The sequence below is a fragment of the Aquirufa antheringensis genome (genome assembly GCF_023921165.1).
Taxonomy (GTDB): domain Bacteria; phylum Bacteroidota; class Bacteroidia; order Cytophagales; family Spirosomataceae; genus Aquirufa; species Aquirufa antheringensis.
In genome coordinates, this window is sequence record NZ_CP049835.1 from 889,562 (window position 1) to 910,895 (window position 21,334).

Consider the following 21,334-nt stretch of genomic DNA (forward strand, 5'->3'; position numbering starts at 1 on the left):
TTAACAAAAGTACGATTGTATCGTGTTTCGGCAATAGAAAATCATCCGAATTAATTCAGCGGTCAACAGATGTCTGCGACTCTCCTGTCGAATCAGAGAATCAGATGTGCGCCAGGTTGAAATCACTTCCGGTACAATGGCACCCAGAGAAATCTCCGAAGGATCCACAAAACGCTTGTACATGTCTACCGGATAGGCAATCCGTGCTGTTTTTTGTAACAAATACTTCGCGGCCTTCGCATTCAAGGAATAGCCGTAAGCCCCATAAACGGACTTAATCAAGGGTTCTCCTATGCCATTCTCTTTCGTGGAGCGTTTCAAACTAGCATAGCCATTCCAAGCACCCCAGAAGAAAAAATCGTATTTCTCTACCGTTTCTGATTGCAAAAGTTCCGGCTTCAAGATCCGGCTGTCGGATTCTAATACCAAGAAATGCTTATTTGAACTTTCGCGTGCAATCATACGCCACACCTTGCGGTGGCTCAATATCACCCCAATTTCTGTAGGCAATAATCCCTTACCGGTCCGCGAGTAAGATTTTTCGATCAACGCCTCTAAAAAAGGAACGTGCACTCGTGACGGAAATACTGGTTCCACCACTTCTAACGCAGGAAGCGCGGATCGTATCGCCTCCACGTGGGCCTTTCGCTCTGTCTCATGTTCCGCAAAAAGGACGAACGCGCGCTTAAACATGATCGAATTGGCTAAATGTACTGAAAGATCCAGAAGCTAAGGCGTCCGGCGTAAAGAAATCCTGCTTGCCCCCATCAGGGTATAGAATGAAATGGGGCTTGCGGCATAGATAGGCCAAATGTAAAGGCAATGAATCTGAAGTCACCACATAATCAGACGCTTGAATCAAGTCGATTAATTGCTCGAACGTAGTATAATCAGACCCGAACCGCGCTACTTGACCATCGATTCGCGCCAAAATCGGGGAAGGAATGACACGCTTAGGCAATCGTGCATCTGGCAAGATCAATACCTTGTCGCCTTTTCTTTCCAGACCCTGTGCAGGCAAAGCATAAGCCGCATACACCGGCTCCCTTGTTTCGAAAATCGCTTTAAACGAATAACCCGTAAAGAAATTCAATAGACCTAGGCGTGCGCTTTGTTCCACAAAATCAGACGTTCCTGGATTTGCGCTTATATATTTCCTGATTTTCGATAATTGACGAAATGTGTCATTACTGAAAAACGTCTTATTCGTAAATAGATTTAATTGCGATCCTGTTATCCCGAAATCCACAAAGTCTATTGAACGAGGTGAAATACAGCCTCGCGATATCAGCGCATCATATAAAGGTTTCAAATGCAATGAGGCTACGATCACATCGGTCGCAGCAAGGGCTTGCACCGCTATCGCAAAATCTCCGTAAGCGCGCAATAGAAACACCCGACGCATTATTTATCCGTATAAAGGTAGAGGCAAAGGAAGAATCCGACTAAAAGTCCAGCAAACAATCCAGCGAATCCTAAGAACAGATAAGATTTGCGATCATCCATCAGTGGGTATTTAGGCACATCCAGTAGCTGAATCACCGGAGTCTGAGAAACCAAGGCGATGCGGCTCATTTCCAAGTTTTTCGTCACTTCCGCATAGATACTGAAGACGATGGATTTATCGCGTGAGCTGACTTCCGCCGGAACAGACATGGACTTGTAGGCCACGTTCGGATCTAGTATCTGGAAAGAAGCCGCGTTATAGGACTTCGCATTCAAAACGCGTAACAAAGAGTCACCACGTGCCTGCAAACGCTTCACGTTCGCAGCTGCAGTGCTCGTTTTCACATTCACGTAATAGGTCGTCGTCTCTTTTAACAAACGCTCAGCAAAATTCTTAGAGAACACCTGGTTTTGGGAAACCGTAACGATCTTAAAGATGGAACCCTTCTTATTCAAACGATCCACAGACACGTTTTTCTTCGCGATTTGCTCGTACATCACATATAAGACTGAATCTTGATAAACGGAATGCGCCGGCACAACAGCGGCAGAAGCAGCCGGAATAGCAAACGAAACAGGAGCCGGCAAACGCTCTCCTAAACCCGAAAACTCCAAATACAAATCCGCTAATGTCTTACCTGCAGAACCCGAAATAGGCGTCAATAACACTTTCTCAATAATGACACGGGACTTGATGATATCTAAGATATTATCGCCTGTAAACAAGCTCGAACCACTTCCTAGACTCCCTAAATCCAAGCCTACTTGGGAGGCAATCCCCGCAAGGCCTCCGCCACCGGCAGATTTCTCTTCTAGGATAAACGTCGTAGACGCCGCATAAGCAGGTTTTTGCATCGCGCGGTAAACCAGTGGTAAAACAAGGCCAATGACAGCACATAAGGCAATCATTAAAACCTGTGAACGCAAGTAGCTAAAGAATCGTTTGATCGATTCGATGACATCTCCTAAAACGATGGTTTTCTTGTCTGCCATTATTTCACCGTGTTAATTAAAGCGATAATTAAGCCTCCTAAGGATGCTAGCCCCGTTCCTAAAGCGATGTATTCCGGTGTAGAAATAGGCTTTTTCTCTTTCTTAGCGGGCACATATACTTCTGCGCCTGGCTCTAGGCTAGGGTAGAAGCGGAAGAACAGGAAGCGTTTCGTTGTTTTGATCTCGCCATTAGGGCGTACCATATAGGCGTAACGGCGGGCTGCATTAGGAGCAAACCAACCAGACTCTGAGATTAAGCGACGGAAACCTAAACCGCTGTGGTAGGCGATTTGGCGAGGAACATTTACTGCCCCAAAAGTCTGCACCGTCTGCGTTAACTTAGGCACTTTGATTACATCACCCTCTTCTAAAATAATATCATAAAGCGAACCTGGCTTCTCCATTGCCTCCGCAAGGCGAATACCTACTGGCTTTTGATCCACTAACAAACCATTCACGTTCGAAGCAATCTTCGCCGTATCAGTTGCGGCAAATGAATTGCCTGAACTACGCTTCGATTGATTTGAAATCGTATTGATCTTGGAAGAGAACAGCGCCTCATCCGCAGATGTCTGATTCACCCGCGTCTTGCGCAATAAGATTGCGCCCGTTGCATAACCCGTTTGCTTCAAACCACCTGAACGAGCAATGATATCAGAAAGTCGCTCCTTATTTCCTGATAAGGTATAATTTCCTGGATACAGCACTTCTCCTTCTACAGAAACCGTGATTTGAGTACGGTATGATGGTGATTTTCGTACAGAAACAATGTCAAAAGGCTGCAATACGAAGTTCAAATTCTCCGCCTTAGCTGAACCTAAATCAATCGAATGTATAATCGAATAAGCCGTCGTATCAGTAGAAGATGTAGATAACAAACGACGCGAAACCTCGATGCGAGAACGCGATGCCCCTTCTTTAAAGCCGTCCGCTAATAGAATCAAATCTTGCACGCGCATATTGTCCGCAAAAGTGAACGTCGCTGGGCGATTTACCTCCCCATTAATCGTCACAGAATAGGCCTCACGTAAACTCGTGATGGGGTAAATATGTATTTTGTCCTCGCGTTGTAAGCGGATATCGGTCTTACCTGAAAGGACATCTTTCACATTAAAAGGCAACACCGTTGGCGTTAAATCTGGATTCAATCGACTTAAGAGCGCGCGTTCTGTAAACGCATTTTCCTTGACGCGAACTGCTGTTAATAAGTCTTTCAAATTCGCAAATTCATTCAAGCCATATTCCCCTGGATAGTACACCGCGCCATCGATAAAGGCCCTATTTGTAAAGGTGTTTGCCAAAGCATCTACCACCAACGTATCTCCAGAATGTAATTGAAATGCCGAAAGACCATCAGACTTCACCGAAAAAACCTCAAATCCAGTCGCACCCATCCGCTTCACGCGAATACGCTCTTTGAACGCGTCATCTGCAAAGCCCCCCGCATAACGCAAGATATCTGCTGCATTTTCGCCCTTCTTCACATCAAACAAAGCCTTCTTCTTCACAGCGCCGCTGATCGCCACACGAGATTCATAAGTTCCTACGCGAATAACATCGTCGTCTTGCAAGATTCTATTTTTCGATAGATCTCCCTTTAATAAAAAGTCATATAAATCTAAGGTCGTGATTACTTTTCCATTCCGCACTAATTCGATCTTGCGGAAAGAGCCTAAATCAGATGGCCCTCCAGATGCATACAGCGCATTCATCAAGGTAGAAAGAGAGGAAACAGAATAGTTACCCGGTTTCTTCACCTCGCCCACTAAGGTCACTCGAATAGAACGTAATTGACCTAATGAGACCATCACTTTCGTGCCGCCAGCAGAAATTGTAGTATATATTTTAGCTGCAGAATCACGAATACGAACTTGCGCCTCTTCGATTGTTAACCCTCCTACTTTTACAGGTCCAAGATTAGGAAAACGAATAAATCCTTCCGTATTAACTTTTAATTTTTTAGTACTCTCACTTAAGCCATAAATATCTACAATAATCTCATCACCAACACCTATTACGTAGTTACGCGGCGTAGAAATGGTCAAATTAGGCTCAAAGCTCAAGTTTTGGTTTTCAAAAATTTCGGATCCGAAAACATGTAAGCCAATTGCATTAGATGCGACAGAAGGCACAGACATTACAACACTCTTACGAGGAACCGTAATTTCTTCTGATGTTTTCGAACGATAACCATTCTCTGACTTTCCACTTAAGGGGTCTAAAGAAGCTATTCGGCGATTTAAAACTATGATCTGATCACCAGGAACACCTTTTTCTTTTAACAATTGTTCTACCTCCTGCGGGGATAAACCCTGCAATTTGTATTTCAACATGATCTGGGCTAATTGCTGATCACTAATATTATTAATGTCAACCGGAATATCCTGAGCTAAAGCAGGAAGGGCTAAAATTACAAGAATAAGTATTCTGAATGCTTTCATTTCGAACTAATTTTAGTTAAAACGTTTATTGTTCTAACCACACTATCGTAAAAATACTATTTTAAAAATAAAGGATTAAATTTTAAGGGATAAGTTTGCAATAAATAAAAAGCCAAGAAATGTTTTCTTGGCTTTTTATTTATTAATTCATCCATAAACAATTATCAATGATGAATATCTTTCTTAAATAGAATATTAAATACAGTTTTAAACAAAATTAAACAATCTACCCTAAAAGACTGCATTAGTAAATACTGCTTCTCGAATGCAACTTTTTTTTCTATAGAAATCTCATCTCTACCATTTATTTGAGCCCATCCAGTAATTCCAGGCATTAACACATGAATACCATGTAAGACTCTTAATTCCATTAAGTCATTCTGGTTAAAGAGTGCAGGACGAGGACCTATAAATGCCATTTCTCCATTAATAATATTTATCAAATTGGGCAATTCGTCCAAACTTGATTTTCGTAATATCTTCCCAATTGAAAGAATATATTGATTAGGGTTGTCAAGTAAATGAGTTGCGACATTAGGAGTTCCCTTTTTCATAGTCCTAAACTTAATTATTCTAAAGAATGAACAATTTGCTCCAACCCTTTTTTGCTCGAAAAATATAGGCGACCCATCTTCTATATAAATCAGCATCGCAACAATTATAAATACAGGACTTAAGATTATTAGTAAAAAAATAGCTGCTAATTTTCGAAAAATCATCTATGTCTTATTTTAATTATTTGCTAAATAATGCTACGTCACTTTCAACCATCTCTTTTACTAATGATTCCAGTGTGTACTTAGGCTTCCAGCCTAGAATCTTGTTGGCTTTTGAAGGATCTCCAATCAACAAGTCAACTTCAGTTGGTCTAAAATATTTAGGATCAACCTTTACAATCACATCTCCTACGTTAAGTTTATATTTTCCTAGGTTTTCAACAATGAATCCTTCCTCATTCTCATTTAAACCGCGAAAATCTAATTTAACACCGATCTCCGCGAATGACATTTTCACAAAATCTCTAATTGTTGTGGTAACTCCAGTCGCTAGTACAAAATCTTGAGGTACATCTTGCTGCAACATAAGATACATACCTTCCACATAATCTTTTGCATGACCCCAGTCTCTTTTTGAATTTAAGTTACCTAAATACAAACACTTTTCTAACCCAAGAGCTATTTGAGCAGTTGCACGAGTAATCTTTCGGGTAACAAAGGTTTCTCCTCGTTGAGGAGATTCGTGATTAAATAAAATTCCATTACAAGCAAACATATTGTATGCTTCCCTATAATTTACCGTTATCCAATAGGCATACAATTTCGCCACAGCATATGGCGATCTAGGGTAGAATGGTGTTGATTCACTTTGAGGTACGGCTTGTACTAATCCGTATAATTCAGATGTAGATGCTTGATATACTTTAGTCTTTTGAGTAAGGCCTAGTAGTCTAACCGCTTCCAAAATCCTTAAAGTTCCAATTCCATCAGCATTAGCTGTATATTCTGGTGTCTCAAAACTAACATGCACATGGCTCATAGCAGCTAGATTATAAATTTCATCTGGTTGAACTTCTTGTATTATCCTAATTAGATTTGTACTGTCAGTTAAATCTCCATAATGCAAATGTAAATTTCTATCTGGAATGTGAGGGTCTTGATATAAATGATCAATTCTTTGCGTATTAAAAAGAGAAGATCTTCTTTTAATACCGTGAACTTCATATCCTTTTTTCAATAAAAACTCTGCTAGATAAGCTCCGTCCTGGCCAGTTATACCGGTAATAATTGCTTTTTTCATTTAATAAATTATAAAATTACTTTTTCTTAAAAAAACTAAGATTTATTGAGAATTGGAACAACTAATAATTATAAAATTAGTTTAGCGGTTTTTTAAAATTAGAATGTCTACCTATACTTTCATAATAGTATCCAAGTTCTATCATTTTATTGACTTCAAACAAATTTCTGCCATCGAAAACTACTTTATTGCCGTCCAAAAGCAAATTCATTCGATCAAAATCTGGAGTTCTAAATTCACTCCACTCAGTAGCAATAATTAAAGCATTGGCTTCAATTAGTGCATCATATTGATTTTCAACAAATCTAATTTTTTCTCCTAGTATCGCCTTAACATTAGGTATCGCCTCAGGATCATACGCGGTAATAGTTGCGCCTAACTTAATCAGTGCTTCTATAATAACTAAAGCTGGAGCCTCACGAATATCATCCGTATTGGGCTTAAAGGCTAAGCCCCACAATGCGAAATGCTTACCATTCAAATCATTCTTAAAATAGGATTTTATCTTATTGACTAGGTGAAGCTTTTGATTTTTATTTACTTTTTCAACAGCCCTCAAAATTTCAAAATCATATTGTACCTCATCCGAAGACATTATTAGTGCTTGAACATCTTTTGGGAAACATGACCCTCCATAGCCTATACCAGGGAACAAAAATCTCTTACCTATTCTATCATCACTACCTATTCCTTTGCGAACAAAATCTACATCTGCTCCAAGTTTCTCACACAACTGCGCAATTTCATTCATAAATGAAATTTTTGTTGCTAAAAATGAATTAGCTGCATATTTTGTTAACTCTGAGCTTCGTTCATCCATAAAGATTATTGGATTTCCTTGTCTAACAAATGGAGCATAAAGGTCACTCATTATTTTTTTTGCTCTATCAGATTTAGTACCAATAACCACGCGATCTGGTTTCATAAAATCATCCACAGCAACACCTTCTCTTAAAAATTCAGGATTACTTACAACATCAAAATCGCCTCTAAAATTTTGAGAAATGGCCAATTGAACTTTATCGGCAGTTCCTACAGGCACAGTGCTTTTATTTACAATAACTTTATAGCTTTTCAGAATTTTTCCAAGGTGATCCGCCACTCCTAGAATGTATTTCAGATCAGCACTACCATCTGCTCCAGGAGGAGTTGGTAAGGCCAGAAAAACAATCTCGGCATGTTCAATTGCTTCTTCTAAATTTGTAGTAAATGTTAAGCGATTCTCTTTAATATTTCTTAGAAATAATTTCTCTAATCCTGGTTCATATATGGTAATTTTCCCACTATTAAGCTTTACTACTTTGTTAGCATCAATATCAACACAAGTAACATTATTTCCTGTTTCGGCAAAACACGTACCCGTTACTAAACCTACATAACCTGTTCCTACAACCGTAATTCTCATAAAATTATTTTAATTAAAATGACTTTAATGTATAAATCATGTTTTGAATAACATCATACGGCAATTCCTTTTTTAATGCTATTCTTAACTTTTCATTACTCACAATATAATTGCTAGTTACTTTTGAAAGACTCCTTTCATTAAATCCAAAATTCAACAAAGTGCCAAGCTTTGAAATAAATCTTATAATTCTTTGAGGAATGTGTAATATCAAAATACGTTTTCCCTCTGATGAAGAAATTAGTTCAATAATTTGATTTGATGACAATGGATTGTTATCAGATACATTATATATACCCGAAGAAACTTCTACGTTATTGATTAATTCATTTATCACAAATAAAAGATTATTAACTCCGCAATAGGATCTTTTGTTTGCAAAGGCCCCAAGTGGCCAAACCCTAAGTTTGGTCACAACTTTATAAAGCAAATTTAGATTCCCTTTATTGCCAGGTCCATGGATCATACATGGCCTTAATATAAATACTCTTTTCCCTTTAGGAATAGGCTTTGATAAAATATATTGTTCTGCTAACAATTTACTCTTGCCATAATGAGTCTTAGGATTTGGTTCTGTTATTTCTGTTAATTCGTCATATACTACATCAGCTACTGCTTTTACAGAACTTAAAGTAATAAATGTTCTTGCATTTGATTCTAAAAAAACATCAAAGACTTTTTTAGTTAACTCCGTATTAACTTCATAATATTCACGCGGATCTGAAACATTATTTAAATCATGCGCTTTACCTGCAAGATGAAGAACAATATCTTGATTTATAGAAATAGGAGCATTTTTTAAATACGGAAAAATAGAATACTTTGTGTTGAAGTGAGAAATTAAATTCCTCCCTACAAATCCTGTGCTACCAGTAATAAATATACTGCTCATAAAGCTTTAAATAGATCTGCATATTTGGAAAGGATTACCCTTTTGGAATATTTGTTAACTATTAATTCATAGCCGTTATTGCCAAGTTTTTCTCTCAAAGCTTTATCATTTGCCAATTTCCTTATCGCCTCGGTAAAACCGCTATTTCGATCATTAGTAATAAGCAATGAACAATTTTTATTCTCCAAAAAATTATACAATGGAGTCTTCTCTCCAGTGACTACTATGATTGGCTTAGCACACGCCATAATAGTATAAACCTTAGATGGGAATCCTTCTTGTTCCATTAAAGGATTAATGGCAATAAAATGAATATCCACATAATTATTTATGACAGGTATTAGCTCTCTGTTTTGATAAGGAAAAATTCGGACATTACTTAAATTTTGTTTCTGAATTTCTATTTCCAGATACTCTTTTTGAACACCCTCTCCAATAATCCAAAACTCTATATTTTCTTCTAATAACTCTCTAGCAGCAAACAAAATAGGTGCCCAATCTTGGAAAAAACCGATATTACCTGCATACAGAATTTTAATTTTTCCATTATCACTCCCAAAAACAGATGGTAAGTCCTGCTTGTAATTTAATGGTTTATATAAATCCGTATCAACAAAATTTGGAATGATTTTAAGTTTACTAATATCAGAAAATCTTGATGAAATTTTAGCATAAAATACTTCATCAATTGTGGTAACTGCAGCAGAATGTTTATAGATAAATTTCTCAAATTTCTTAAGCAGATTAATAATGATTGAAGATTTAACATTCCCTTGATTGATCAACAAGTCAGGATAGATTTCTTGGACATTATAAACCGATTTTGCCCCTTTAAATTTCGCAATTAACAAAGAAATAAAACCTATACTAAGGGGAGGCGAAGGGCTAAGAACGAAATTTATTTTTTTAATTGAAAAACCAATAAACAAAGACAGAATGTGCCAATAAAAAAAAGATATTAATCTCTTTCCTGTATTTTTGTATTTTTTTAGTGGTATATGATATACTTGAATACCCTTAAAGTCACTTAGGTAATACAATCCAAACAACTTTTTCTCTATTGGTTGCTTAACCAATTCCGACTCAATTAAATTGTAATGTGGAGTTGTTGTTAATACAACAACATCAAATCCATTTTCAACAAGCCCAAGAGCAATGTCATTGTATAAATATGCCGTTGATACCCCATCAGGACTAAATACCAATGAGTGTATTAATACTCTTCTTATATCCCTTCGCTCCAAACTACTCTTTTAATATAATCCACATAACTTATAATAATCCTAACCACCTTATCTGAAACATTAGGCATTGAATAATCTGCTACGTTTCTAAACAACCTTTCATCACCCAGTTTTTGTGATTCAAGTTGAACTAATCCTTGTAATATTCTCTCAGAATTTAGTCCTACCATCATGACAGAGGCTTCCTCCATCGCTTCAGGTCTTTCATGTGCTTGCCTAATATTCAAAGCTGGGAAATTCAAAATTGAGGATTCCTCAGAAATAGTTCCGCTATCAGACAAAACCGCTTTAGAATGTAGTTGTAATGCATTATAATCATTAAACCCTAAAGGCTTCAGTAACTGAATATTTTGATGCAAGGCAATTCCTCTTGAATCAATCATTTTTCTAGTTCGCGGATGAGTGCTAACTATTATTGGCAAATTATATTTCTCAGCCACTAAATTTAAACTTGAAACTAGTCCTGAAAAATTAGGCTCATTACTTATATTCTCCTCTCGATGAGCGGAGACAACAAAATATTTTTGTGGTTCTAATTTTAACCGAATTAATATATCTGAAGATTTAATTGAAGGCATATAATGATTCAACACCTCAAACATTGGTGAACCTGTTTTAATTATTCTATCTGCAGATAATCCTTCACGCAATAGGTATTCACGTGCAATATCACTGTATGTCAAATTAATATCAGAAATATGATCCACAATCTTTCTATTTGTTTCTTCGGGGACACGCTGATCAAAACATCGGTTTCCCGCCTCCATGTGGAAAATAGGAATGTGTCGTTTTTTTGCTGGAATTGCACACAAGCAACTATTAGTATCCCCTAATACTAAAAATGCATCCGGCTTAATTTCCTCTAAAAGTGGATCAATATTAATTAAAATTTTTCCAATAGTTTCTGTGGCGCTTGCTCCTGCAGCATTTAAAAAGTAATCTGGTTTACGAATAGCTAAATCATCAAAAAATATTTGATTTAGTTCATAGTCATAATTTTGACCAGTATGAACTAAAATATGCTCAATTGCATCAGATTTATCTAAAGCATTCATGACTCTTGCTAATCTAATAATTTCAGGCCTGGTGCCCACAACAGTCATTACTTTTAAACGATTATCCATATTAAATTAATTTATACTTCTTGAAAATAAGTATCTGAATCATTAGCATCATAAAATTCATTGATCCAAAACATCGTATATAAGTCTTCTTTGCCAATATTTTTAATATTATGAGCAAACCAAATAGGCATGTCAACATAAGCTGGCTCCTGTCCTGAAAGAGAATACTCATAAATTTGGTCTGTGCCTATCTTTCTTAGTTGAATTAGCGCCTCACCTTTAATAACTGAAAACCGCTCGATTTTCCTAGTATGAAAATGATTACCTCTTGTGATTGCTATTTTAGTTGTTGAAAAAGATACTTGCCCCCCCGATTCTAATCTGATCAATTCAACAAAATTTCCTCTGTCGTCTTTTGTATTTATATATTTCTTGGGAAAATAATTATTCAGGTCCAAATAGGAGCGAAATGTATTAAATAAATTTAGTTCAAACTTGGAAGAAAAGTCTGGGATTTGACCATTTTCAAAGTATTTAACTTTAAAAGAAATTAATAACTTTAATAGTTCAGAAACTTTATAAGAATCAGTGAAGTCAATATTTATATTTTCAATAGACCTAACCTCAATTAAATCAATGATAACTTTTACTAAATCATTGATATAGATTAAATTAAGTTTGGAGTCATTCTCTATTTTGGGTGTTTCATTATTAACTAACTGATGGCAAAAAGTAGAAATAACAGAATTATAAAATGGAACACCAAATGCACCAAATACATTCGGAATTATTAATCCCTGAAAACTTGCCCCTGTTTCTATTGCCCATTTACAAAACAATTCACGAGATACCTTTTTAGAATTACCAAATGGGTTGTTTCTTTCCTCTTGAATTGAAGATGAGAAAAGTATTTGCCCACTAAATCCAGTCCTTCTAAATGACTCAATTAATTTTTCCGTTAATCCAACATTTGTATCATAAATAATACGCTCATCACTGTGGCGATTTACTGCTGCTAAATGGATGATTATGTCGCAACTTGAAACAAATAAATCTAAACTAGAGATATCATCAAACCAATCTCGTTTAAATTTTACTACAGAAAATTTATTGATATCTAAAGCTAATGTCTGACTTAAGTGCCAACCAATAAAACCATTAGATCCTGTTATTCCTACTTTGACCATACTTAGTAAGGATATTGAATTGCGTCGACTTCGCCTAAAATATCTTTTTTAATAATAGGCAATTTTAATAACAATTTCTTCATTCCTTCTTTATCTAAAATTGATGTATTATGGGAATGATATTCCTCCAAATTAGACAAATCTGGTGTGCCTTCAGAAAAGTATTGATCATAATTTAAATCCCGATTGTCTGCAGGTATACGATAATATTCTCCTAAATCGTGAGCTTTAACCATGTCCTCTCTGTTGACAAGAGTTTCATATAATTTTTCACCGTGTCTAGTTCCAATTACTTTTATTTCACTCTTAGATTTATAAAGGTCAATTAACGCTTCAGCCAAAGTCCCTACTGTAGCAGAAGGTGCTTTCTGAACAAATAGATCTCCTTGTTTTGCATTTTCAAAAGCATAAAGCACTAAATCAACAGCATCTTCTAATGTCATCATAAATCGGGTCATATTAGGATCTGTTAGAGTTAAAGGCTTCCCCTCCTTAATTTGATCTATGAATAAAGGAATAACAGACCCTCGAGATGCCATTACATTACCATATCGCGTTCCACAAAAAATAGTTTTAGACGAATCTATATTTCTAGATTTTGCTACCATTACTTTTTCCATCAACGCTTTAGACATACCCATCGCATTAATAGGATAAGCTGCCTTATCAGTACTCAAAACAACCACCTTTTTAACTTGAAAATCTTGTGCAACTGTTAATACATTATCAGTACCAATAATATTAGTTTTTACTGCCTCTAGCGGGAAAAATTCACATGATGGAACTTGCTTTAATGCTGCCGCATGAAATATATAATCCACACCATTAACAGCTGGAATTAAACTTTCGCGATCTCGAACATCTCCCAAGTAAAACTTTACCTTTTTATTATTAACTCTTTTACGTAAATCATCTTGCTTTTTTTCATCTCTGCTAAAAACCCTGATTTCTGAAAAATCATCCGTTTTCAAGAAACGATTTAAAACTGCATTCCCAAAAGAGCCAGTTCCACCAGTGATCAAAAGAATATTTTGTTTAATCATTATTTAAATTATTTAATATTAACAGTAGTTCATCAATTTTATTGAATACTAATTGCTCTGAATTTGAATTATCCCCTTGGATAGCATTTATCATTGATTTAGATATATCTTCAACTGATTCAGGATTAAATGTAATACTAGGATTACAAATTGCAAACATATATGAACGATTGGCACCAATAATCTTACACCCATTTTCTAACGCTTCAACAATTCCCATTCCGAAACTTTCTGCTAAGGAAGGAAATATCATGTATTGAGACCTCGAGTATAAATAAGATAACTCTGAATGAGTTAGAAATCCATGGTTAACGATAGGATACCCTATATCTTGTAGTGAAGATATTATATCGCTAAGTGTTGTATAAGATCTATCAATTGTCAGATGCAGCTCTGACATTTTCATCATATCAAAGAATAAAACAAATGCCTCTAGTAACCTTTTGTGGTTTTTATGAGGTTCCCCATTACTTACATATAAAAATATTAATTCCCGTTTAATTAAACAATCCAATTTAGGGAGTGATGGATAAAAAGGAATAATTAATATTTGATTCTTTAAGATTCCATATTTTTCAGATAATTTATCTTTAATTAGCTGCGATTGCACAATCCACTTATTAGTATTATCGATACTGAATGAGATAATCAGTGTTTTCAACCATAATAATAATTTTTGTTTAAATGGAAGTCCATTTTCAATTTCCAAAAAAAGAGGTTGATGGAAATAAGTATAAACTGGTATATCTAATTTAAATAATGGAGGAATATTTGCAAAACTAAAAACAAGATCAAACTCACTAACTCTTCTAATGTAAAATAATAGTCTCGTAAATAGCCCTGATTTTAAATATTCATATGTACCATTAGTAATTTTGGTATGATTATCTTTTATTCTATAGTCTAACAAATAATGCATACTAGATTTAGATTTAATATTATTTTCAGAGATTAAATAATCCAATAAAATCTTGCCGCCACCATTATTAATATGCAAAGCATCTATCAATACCATTAGCTACACAATTTTATTAATAAACCTATAATTTGAAAATATCATATTCCCAATTACAAATAAAATAGCCGAATTATTTAATGACATAGCAGTAAATAAAAGTAGATTAAATAAAATAATTGAGAACAAAATATTTATTTTACTGATTTGCCTTCTTATTGTAAGGAATATAAACCCTGGAATCAATAATCCGAAAACCCCCAATTCATAAAACCCCATACCATAGCCACTTAGAATTCTTGAATAATTCTCAAACCGATAATTAATAAAATAAATGTTATATTCAGGTAGCAAACTCTTTTCGTAAATATAATTTTGATATGAATTAAACCCTTTAGGCATTCCAAAATTTTCAATCAAACTTGAAATTGTAAAATATACAGCATTAAATCTTTCACTAATACTTTGATCAAAAAATATTAATTGCGGGTTTGAAATAACCAGGTTCATTATATTATAGATTCTTGTATTACTAAATAGAGGGGCTAGAAAAATTAATGAAAGAACAATAAAAGATGCTCCTATTAAAGTGTAAACTACCGTTAAGAATTTTGATTTAAACAATAAATAAGAAAATAGAAATAAAATACTTACAAATAATACAACAATAGAGGTACTTGAAATTGAAAGAAAGAATAATTGGAAAATTAAAATCATCAATAATTTATAGTCCTTTTTCTCATAAAAGTTTAATAGATACACTATCAAAAACAATAATATGGTAGATCCATGATATGTAGGTTCAGGTGCAAGCCCCACAACCCCCCTAGTATTTAAAGAACTATCTAAAGCAACTCCAGAAGATCGAGATAATAAAAAGGTCAAAAAAGTACTAGATATAAACTTTTGAATTAAGCCTACAACTAGCCATGCATAAACACAACATTTGAAGAATTTATACGAAAATCCATTTAATTTTTTCAATGAAAAATAAACTGCAATTGGAACAATTAAAATTGAGGAGTAATTAGAAAAACTTAATATTGAATTTAAACTAAACCCGGAAATCAACAAAATCATTACTGCAATAAAAAATACGATAATAGTAATCAAATAATTTTTAGGAATGCTTTTATTAATATTAATCAGGAATATATAAAATGCGAAAATTAAAGCGTTAGGCTGAGTATCTGTTCCTAATCTAAGTAAATTCAAATAAGGGAAAAAACAAAAAAACAATAACGCCCAATACTTGAAATCAGAAACATTTATTTTAATCGCACTTAAAAAAATATTTTTCATATTATAAAAACCTTTTTAGCTGGCTAACTAGATAAATCTTAGGAATTAAACAGCAGTAATAGAATTTTATCAAAATATTTTTTTCATAATTAAGAGTAATATGCATAAATTCTAAATAGGTTTTAACACTATTAGATTCGGAAAAACCTCCTGGAGTTACTTTTGAAATTGCTTGATTAGCTTTATTAATCTTTAAATTTTTCTTGTAACATTTATAAAAAAGGTCAAAATCTGCAGCAAATCGATAATTCTCATTAAATTTTTCTGTTTCAAATACTTTGGAATTCACAAAAATGCTTTGATGTTGTATAGTCATTCCCATCCATAACAAATTAAGAGATCTCGGGATTCTCAAAACCTCAGCATCTTTATACATTAATATATGATTACCGTAAATAATTGAGAACCCACTATTTGTAACTTGACTCTGACCAAAAATTGTGTTAATCGTTTCAAAATTATAGAACAAATCACCTGCATTCATAAAGTTTACCCATTCCCCTGTAACGTATGATAATGCTTTATTCATTGCATTATAAATTCCTAAATCAGGTTCAGAAATAAAAACATCAATTCTGTCAAGATACTTTGAAATTATTTCAACAGTTTTATCAGTTGAAGCACCATCCACTACAATGTATTCTAAGTTACTGTACTTTTGATTTAGTACACTCAAAATTGTGTCTTCGATTAAATCTTCAGAATTATATACAACAGTAATTATAGAAATCTTCTCTGTTCCAAATTGTTTCATAGAAGGCTGTTATAATATTGTATATATTTAGGTATAACAACTTCTTCTGAAAAATTGTCTATTACATTTTTTTTAGAAAAATTTGAAATTACTTCGTATTCCGAATTATAAAGTATTTCAACAATTCCTTTCGAAAAATCCTCAATTTCAAATTTATTTGCCAAATAACCATTTTTTCTATGAATGATTAAATCGGAGTTTCCCCCGGTGTTAAAGGCAACTACTGGAGTTCCACAAGCTAAACTCTCCATAATAGAATTAGATAAATTCTCCTGAAGGGATGGAGAGATAAAAAGATCAGCTGCACTTAAAGCAATAGTTAAAGATAAATCATCCGAAAACTTACCCAAGTTTATAATGTCTATATTTCCTCCCAAATCAACAGTTTCGGTTCCTCCACCAATAACTAAAAATGTGATATCATAATCAGATAAAAGTCGGACTACCTGTTGTAATAAATGAAACCCCTTATTATAATCACTGAAAGGATTTAAAGCGCCAAATAATACAAACTTTTTACCTGAGGAATTTAAATTCAACAATTTTCTGGAAAATAATTTATCTCGTTTTGTAAAAAGAGAAGTATTAATGGGATTGGGAAGGTTATTAATAGTGAATTTTGACATTAATTTAGAGGTTGCCGCTTGTTCACCAATCCATTTGCTTAAAGCGACAAAATGTAATTTATTAGAAGGAATTTTGTTCATGACACTAAGCTTTCTATTATAAATTAGCCTACTAAGATCATAATCAAAAGTTGAATCTAATTTAGGGCAATTGCCACACTTATTTTGAAAATTAAAACAAGAATGGGACACATGACAACCACCTGTATATATCCAATTGTCATGCATTGACCATACAATTGTAGACTTAATTTTGGCTATATCTTTTATAGAAAGAAAACCCGAGTTAACCCAATGTAAATGAACAATATCAGGACTTTCAGAATTAATTTTATTGACTACACTTTTAGAAGATAACCATCCTGAGGAAAAAATCTCTTTAAGTTTCCGGTTATATAATCTAGCAGGAAGTAGGTCCAGTAAAATTTTAACAATAGAAAAATATTTGATGAATAGTGAATTAACCGTTATGACATTAGCATCAAGGCTCTTTTTTTGCATAACTAGCATTTTTGAATTTATGCCGTATTTAATCAAGCCATCATGTAACCTTTTGGTTGCTCTCGCAGCACCACCGTCAGAATCAAACGTGTTAACTATTAATACTTTCATCTAAAGATTTCACTTATATTTTTTATCAGAATTGATAATTTAATCTTTAACCGATTAACAAATGACAAAACAAATATTTTTCTCATTACATAGTTATCAGCCTTTGTATTGATTATGATTTCTGATGGATGCACTATTTGACTCAGTGAAAAGGATGTCGTTGAAAAATTAGGCGCCAATAAAGTATGTGTTGCATTTTCGCCAAAACCAATATTTTCAATTAAATTGATTTTAGGAACAATACTTATCCCATTGTTATACCACATGGCAAATGTCCATTGATAATCCCATGTGTCAATTTCAGAATTTTTCATTTTGAAAAATAAATTTTCCCAAAATTCAATATCTTTAACTAATGAAAAACGCTCCTTAATAAAATTAGTCTCATTAATATTAGAAAGTTTAAAATCATAATACTTCCATCTATTAGCCCAAGTTGCCCACCCCCAAACATGATTAAAATTTGAATAATAGTATGATGAAATATCCCTCCTTTTGAAAACATTTTGGTTAACAATAGAATTACCAGATATATGCCAAATGTTTAAATCGTTTTCATACTTTATCAGTAATTCTTTAGCATAATTAAAAAAATCAATCTGAGGAGAACAATCATCTTCCAAAATAATGCCAAAAGGAACATTTTCAAAAAACCACGAAATCCCATTACTTACGGATCTCCCACAACCTAAATTTTGTTCACTGAAATTAGTAAGACATTCACAATCCCAATCAATATTATTTAAAACTAAATTTCTTGTTTCAACAATTTTAGCTTCATCATTACTATTTCCTAAACGGGGACCATCACCAGAGATAAAAAGCTTAGTTGGTTGAATTTTTCTTATAGTTTCAAATACTATACTCGTTTCCTCTGGTCTATTAAAAATTATTAATAATAAAGGGACGTCAAATTTTGAATTCATAAAATAAATTAAAGAAAATCGCCAACTAATTCTTTTAAGGAGTGGGAGAACTTGCTCAAAGAGTATTCTTCTAAATAATTTGATATCCCCATTTCGTTTGTAGGCTTAACTGAAAGAATCTCGATAGCATTAATCAAATCACTAATATCATTATCAACCGCTATACCTAGATCATATTCTTCAACAAGTTCTTGCATTAAATACCCTTTAGAAACTATTATATGTTTTTTAAAAAATGCAGCTTTCCCTATCATATTACTGCTATATGGAAAATCTAAATACGAAGCAAAAAGAATATCACAAAGAGTAATTAAAGCATTAAAATTAGCTTCTGAAGGAATATTTTGAGAAAAAAAATACAAATTATTTACGCCCTGCTGAAGCTCCTCTAAATAATTTTGTTCAAGAGAGGAAAAGGTATTTTTATAAATTTTCCCAGCAACAACAAAAAAATACTTAGAGGGATCCATCATTTTTGATGCCTCAATAAAATTAATAAGTCCTTTCCTCCGATCTATGGCACCTATTAACAAGACAATTTTTCTGCCGCTGGAAAGATTAATAATTTGTTGATATTCTTTAATTGAATTATCGGGCGTATCCTCAGAAATCACATCGGGTAAAAAAACTATATTCTTGCTCGGAAGTATTTTCTTTAAATTTTCGGTAACTCCTGGATCAAGTACTGCTATATTTTTGCAAGTCTTTAATTTTAGTAAATAATTAATATTTAAAATCCCTTTTCGTAGTTGGGAATACTTTTGTTTTACTCTTAAATATCTTGGTTTTATATATAAACCCACCCACCTATATTTAAATATCTTTTCAACAATATATAATGGAATGTAGGCAGTAATATATTCGTCAATTGAAGGAAAAAAAATTAAATCTTTTTCATGATTTAATTTTAATGCATCTAGTTCCTTCGCCGTAGACCTCCAAAGATTAATAACATAATTTCTAGTTGAAAAAAAATTAAATTTATCTGGTTTTATTGGGTAATTAGTTATTGGAATGATTTTTACGCGCGAATTTTCCTGAAGAGTGTATTTATTCAAATCAGTACATGGAGACAATATTGTCACATCATATCCATGATTATAAAGTGCTAAAGAAATCAAATTTATGTAAGTAAAATGATGCCCTTCAACATTATAATCAAATAATACTATTCGCATTTTAATTAATGGTCGTTACAAATTTATTCATTATTTCAACAACTTTATAAACATCTTCTTCAGTATGAAAAAATGATATGGGCAAACTTAATGTAGTGGCATGAATTTCTTCTGCGATAGGAGTCTTTTCATTTAGAAATAACCCTTTTGTTGCTTTCTGATGAATTGGAGCTACTGGATAATGTATTTCAGTTCTAATATCATTTTCATTAAGGTATTCTTTTAATTTATCACGATGACTATATCTAATATTAAATATATGATATACATCATAATAGTCTTTATTTACCACGGGCTTAATATAAGCATCATTCAAATTTTCTAAATAAATCGAGGCAAGCTTTCTTTTGTGTAAATTAATTTCATCTAAAGACTTTAATTTAATATTTAGAAATAAAGCCTGAATTTCATCAAGTCGTGAATTGTACCCAATGTAATCATTGAAATACTTTTTAGAAGACCCATAATTCCTAAGAGACCGAACTTTAGTTGCTAAATCGTCAATGTTTGTATTAACAGATCCCGCATCTCCTAATGCCCCCAAATTTTTTGTTGGATAAAAACTAAAAGCAGATATATCACCAAAAGTACCCGATTTTTGGCCTTTGTAAGTTGCACCATGAGATTGAGCACAATCCTCAATTATATGCAAATTATATCTTTTTGCAATCTCTAATATCGGAGCCATATCACACACCTTCCCATAAAGATGCACAACCATAATTGCTTTAGTCTTAGGAGTAATCTTTCCTTCAATCAAAATAGGGTCAATATTGTAGGTAGCTATATCAGGTTCAACCAAAATGGGTTTTAATCCAGCTTGAAAAATGGCTAAAATGCTTGCTATATAGGTATTAGAGGGGACAATCACTTGACTTTCTTCAGGAAGATTAAGTGACCTGAGTGCTAGAACCAATCCATCTAGTCCATTAGCAACTCCCACACAATGTTTGCTGCCGCAATACTTAGCAAATTGGTTTTCAAATGTCTTGACTTCATCACCTAAAACGAACCATCCTTTTTCTAAAAATTGCTCTAATTTCAACTTATATTCCTGAAAAAAAGGATTATTAAGTTTAGAAAGATTTTCGTATTCAATCAAGTTATTCATACTTATCAAAGATATAGTCGTTTTTATCAAATTCTTTAGAAGCCAAAACCATCAAAATCGCTCCTTCTGAAAAATCGTACATCGTATGCCAATCTTCTGGATCAATTAATAAACATTCATCTGGATTAGTAAGTTTATATGTCCGCTCTGATTTACCATTATTCATATATATTGTACAAGAGCCGCTTATGCAAATTGCAGCTTGTTTTGTTTCTATATGTCTATGACCTCCTCTTATTGAATTGTCTACATCATAAATGTAATAAACTCGCTTTATATCAAAAGAAAGAACTTTTTCTATTACTGTAAGGTTACCTCTAGTATCTGAAAAGGTTTGTAATTTTAATAATTTTGACAT

The 21,334-nt window shown here is 33.5% G+C and carries 20 protein-coding genes; all 20 read right to left on the reverse strand.

Annotated features, from left to right (window positions below; all coding sequences use genetic code 11):
* On the reverse strand, positions 1-693 hold the full coding sequence (locus G9X63_RS04125) for a glycosyltransferase family 25 protein (RefSeq protein WP_252624484.1): 693 nt from the start codon (positions 691-693) through the stop codon (positions 1-3).
* The gene (locus tag G9X63_RS04130; protein ID WP_252624486.1) at positions 686-1,405 is read right to left on the reverse strand and encodes a glycosyltransferase family 9 protein; all 720 of its coding nucleotides are present in this window, start codon (positions 1,403-1,405) and stop codon (positions 686-688) included. The genes G9X63_RS04125 and G9X63_RS04130 overlap by 8 nt, the downstream gene beginning before the upstream one ends.
* Positions 1,405-2,439, reverse strand: a complete 1,035-nt coding sequence (locus G9X63_RS04135) for a hypothetical protein (protein ID WP_252624487.1) — start codon at positions 2,437-2,439, stop codon at positions 1,405-1,407. The genes G9X63_RS04130 and G9X63_RS04135 overlap by 1 nt, the downstream gene beginning before the upstream one ends.
* Positions 2,439-4,880, reverse strand: a complete 2,442-nt coding sequence (locus G9X63_RS04140; RefSeq protein WP_252624488.1) for an SLBB domain-containing protein — start codon at positions 4,878-4,880, stop codon at positions 2,439-2,441. The genes G9X63_RS04135 and G9X63_RS04140 overlap by 1 nt, the downstream gene beginning before the upstream one ends.
* 164 nt (positions 4,881-5,044) lie before the next feature.
* Positions 5,045-5,599 (reverse strand): sugar transferase, encoded by a 555-nt coding sequence (locus tag G9X63_RS04145; protein ID WP_252624489.1) that lies wholly within the window; start codon positions 5,597-5,599, stop codon positions 5,045-5,047.
* A 16-nt stretch (positions 5,600-5,615) separates the two neighbouring features.
* Positions 5,616-6,677: a GDP-mannose 4,6-dehydratase gene (gmd, locus tag G9X63_RS04150; RefSeq protein WP_252624491.1), complete on the reverse strand. Its 1,062-nt coding sequence runs from the start codon at positions 6,675-6,677 to the stop codon at positions 5,616-5,618.
* 76 nt (positions 6,678-6,753) lie between these two features.
* The gene (locus G9X63_RS04155; RefSeq protein ID WP_252624493.1) at positions 6,754-8,082 is read right to left on the reverse strand and encodes a UDP-glucose dehydrogenase family protein; all 1,329 of its coding nucleotides are present in this window, start codon (positions 8,080-8,082) and stop codon (positions 6,754-6,756) included.
* Between the two features lie 13 nt (positions 8,083-8,095).
* Entirely contained in the window at positions 8,096-8,974 is an 879-nt protein-coding gene (locus tag G9X63_RS04160) for an NAD-dependent epimerase/dehydratase family protein (protein ID WP_252624494.1), read from the reverse strand.
* Positions 8,971-10,179, reverse strand: a complete 1,209-nt coding sequence (locus G9X63_RS04165) for a glycosyltransferase family 4 protein (RefSeq protein WP_252624495.1) — start codon at positions 10,177-10,179, stop codon at positions 8,971-8,973. Before G9X63_RS04165 ends, G9X63_RS04160 begins: the two co-directional genes overlap by 4 nt.
* Before the next feature lie 20 nt (positions 10,180-10,199).
* Positions 10,200-11,342: a non-hydrolyzing UDP-N-acetylglucosamine 2-epimerase gene (gene wecB, locus G9X63_RS04170; protein ID WP_252624496.1), complete on the reverse strand. Its 1,143-nt coding sequence runs from the start codon at positions 11,340-11,342 to the stop codon at positions 10,200-10,202.
* An 11-nt stretch (positions 11,343-11,353) separates the two neighbouring features.
* Positions 11,354-12,469: a polysaccharide biosynthesis C-terminal domain-containing protein gene (locus tag G9X63_RS04175; RefSeq protein ID WP_252624497.1), complete on the reverse strand. Its 1,116-nt coding sequence runs from the start codon at positions 12,467-12,469 to the stop codon at positions 11,354-11,356.
* Positions 12,470-12,471: 2 nt separating this feature from the next.
* Positions 12,472-13,512, reverse strand: coding sequence for a polysaccharide biosynthesis protein (locus G9X63_RS04180; protein ID WP_252624499.1), 1,041 nt, complete (start codon positions 13,510-13,512; stop codon positions 12,472-12,474).
* Positions 13,505-14,527 (reverse strand): glycosyltransferase, encoded by a 1,023-nt coding sequence (locus tag G9X63_RS04185; RefSeq protein ID WP_252624501.1) that lies wholly within the window; start codon positions 14,525-14,527, stop codon positions 13,505-13,507. Before G9X63_RS04185 ends, G9X63_RS04180 begins: the two co-directional genes overlap by 8 nt.
* 3 nt (positions 14,528-14,530) lie before the next feature.
* Positions 14,531-15,769, reverse strand: coding sequence for an O-antigen polymerase (locus G9X63_RS04190; protein ID WP_252624503.1), 1,239 nt, complete (start codon positions 15,767-15,769; stop codon positions 14,531-14,533).
* 1 nt (position 15,770) lies between these two features.
* Positions 15,771-16,523 carry a glycosyltransferase family 2 protein gene (locus tag G9X63_RS04195; protein ID WP_252624505.1) on the reverse strand — a complete coding sequence of 251 codons (753 nt, stop codon included), beginning with the start codon at positions 16,521-16,523 and terminating at the stop codon, positions 15,771-15,773.
* Positions 16,520-17,761: a glycosyltransferase gene (locus G9X63_RS04200; RefSeq protein ID WP_252624507.1), complete on the reverse strand. Its 1,242-nt coding sequence runs from the start codon at positions 17,759-17,761 to the stop codon at positions 16,520-16,522. Before G9X63_RS04200 ends, G9X63_RS04195 begins: the two co-directional genes overlap by 4 nt.
* Positions 17,758-18,687 carry a nucleotide-diphospho-sugar transferase gene (locus G9X63_RS04205; RefSeq protein ID WP_252624515.1) on the reverse strand — a complete coding sequence of 310 codons (930 nt, stop codon included), beginning with the start codon at positions 18,685-18,687 and terminating at the stop codon, positions 17,758-17,760. Before G9X63_RS04205 ends, G9X63_RS04200 begins: the two co-directional genes overlap by 4 nt.
* Positions 18,688-18,695: 8 nt before the next feature.
* Positions 18,696-19,865: a glycosyltransferase gene (locus G9X63_RS04210; RefSeq protein WP_252624517.1), complete on the reverse strand. Its 1,170-nt coding sequence runs from the start codon at positions 19,863-19,865 to the stop codon at positions 18,696-18,698.
* 1 nt (position 19,866) lies between these two features.
* Positions 19,867-20,976, reverse strand: coding sequence for a DegT/DnrJ/EryC1/StrS family aminotransferase (locus G9X63_RS04215; protein WP_252624519.1), 1,110 nt, complete (start codon positions 20,974-20,976; stop codon positions 19,867-19,869).
* Entirely contained in the window at positions 20,969-21,334 is a 366-nt protein-coding gene (locus G9X63_RS04220) for a sugar 3,4-ketoisomerase (protein WP_252624521.1), read from the reverse strand. Before G9X63_RS04220 ends, G9X63_RS04215 begins: the two co-directional genes overlap by 8 nt.

What these genes read in the sequence shown, in the direction of transcription:
- G9X63_RS04125 (WP_252624484.1), bottom strand. Translation starts at nt 693, where the DNA reads ATGTTTAAGCGCGCGTTCGTCCTTTTTGCGGAACATGAGACAGAGCGA.
- G9X63_RS04130 (WP_252624486.1), bottom strand. Translation starts at nt 1,405, where the DNA reads ATGCGTCGGGTGTTTCTATTGCGCGCTTACGGAGATTTTGCGATAGCG.
- G9X63_RS04135 (WP_252624487.1), bottom strand. Translation starts at nt 2,439, where the DNA reads ATGGCAGACAAGAAAACCATCGTTTTAGGAGATGTCATCGAATCGATC.
- G9X63_RS04140 (WP_252624488.1), bottom strand. Translation starts at nt 4,880, where the DNA reads ATGAAAGCATTCAGAATACTTATTCTTGTAATTTTAGCCCTTCCTGCT.
- G9X63_RS04145 (WP_252624489.1), bottom strand. Translation starts at nt 5,599, where the DNA reads ATGATTTTTCGAAAATTAGCAGCTATTTTTTTACTAATAATCTTAAGT.
- gmd (WP_252624491.1), bottom strand. Translation starts at nt 6,677, where the DNA reads ATGAAAAAAGCAATTATTACCGGTATAACTGGCCAGGACGGAGCTTAT.
- G9X63_RS04155 (WP_252624493.1), bottom strand. Translation starts at nt 8,082, where the DNA reads ATGAGAATTACGGTTGTAGGAACAGGTTATGTAGGTTTAGTAACGGGT.
- G9X63_RS04160 (WP_252624494.1), bottom strand. Translation starts at nt 8,974, where the DNA reads ATGAGCAGTATATTTATTACTGGTAGCACAGGATTTGTAGGGAGGAAT.
- wecB (WP_252624496.1), bottom strand. Translation starts at nt 11,342, where the DNA reads ATGGATAATCGTTTAAAAGTAATGACTGTTGTGGGCACCAGGCCTGAA.
- G9X63_RS04175 (WP_252624497.1), bottom strand. Translation starts at nt 12,469, where the DNA reads ATGGTCAAAGTAGGAATAACAGGATCTAATGGTTTTATTGGTTGGCAC.
- G9X63_RS04180 (WP_252624499.1), bottom strand. Translation starts at nt 13,512, where the DNA reads ATGATTAAACAAAATATTCTTTTGATCACTGGTGGAACTGGCTCTTTT.
- G9X63_RS04185 (WP_252624501.1), bottom strand. Translation starts at nt 14,527, where the DNA reads ATGGTATTGATAGATGCTTTGCATATTAATAATGGTGGCGGCAAGATT.
- G9X63_RS04190 (WP_252624503.1), bottom strand. Translation starts at nt 15,769, where the DNA reads ATGAAAAATATTTTTTTAAGTGCGATTAAAATAAATGTTTCTGATTTC.
- G9X63_RS04195 (WP_252624505.1), bottom strand. Translation starts at nt 16,523, where the DNA reads ATGAAACAATTTGGAACAGAGAAGATTTCTATAATTACTGTTGTATAT.
- G9X63_RS04200 (WP_252624507.1), bottom strand. Translation starts at nt 17,761, where the DNA reads ATGAAAGTATTAATAGTTAACACGTTTGATTCTGACGGTGGTGCTGCG.
- G9X63_RS04205 (WP_252624515.1), bottom strand. Translation starts at nt 18,687, where the DNA reads ATGAATTCAAAATTTGACGTCCCTTTATTATTAATAATTTTTAATAGA.
- G9X63_RS04210 (WP_252624517.1), bottom strand. Translation starts at nt 19,865, where the DNA reads ATGCGAATAGTATTATTTGATTATAATGTTGAAGGGCATCATTTTACT.
- G9X63_RS04215 (WP_252624519.1), bottom strand. Translation starts at nt 20,976, where the DNA reads ATGAATAACTTGATTGAATACGAAAATCTTTCTAAACTTAATAATCCT.
- G9X63_RS04220 (WP_252624521.1), bottom strand. Translation starts at nt 21,334, where the DNA reads ATGTCAAAATTATTAAAATTACAAACCTTTTCAGATACTAGAGGTAAC.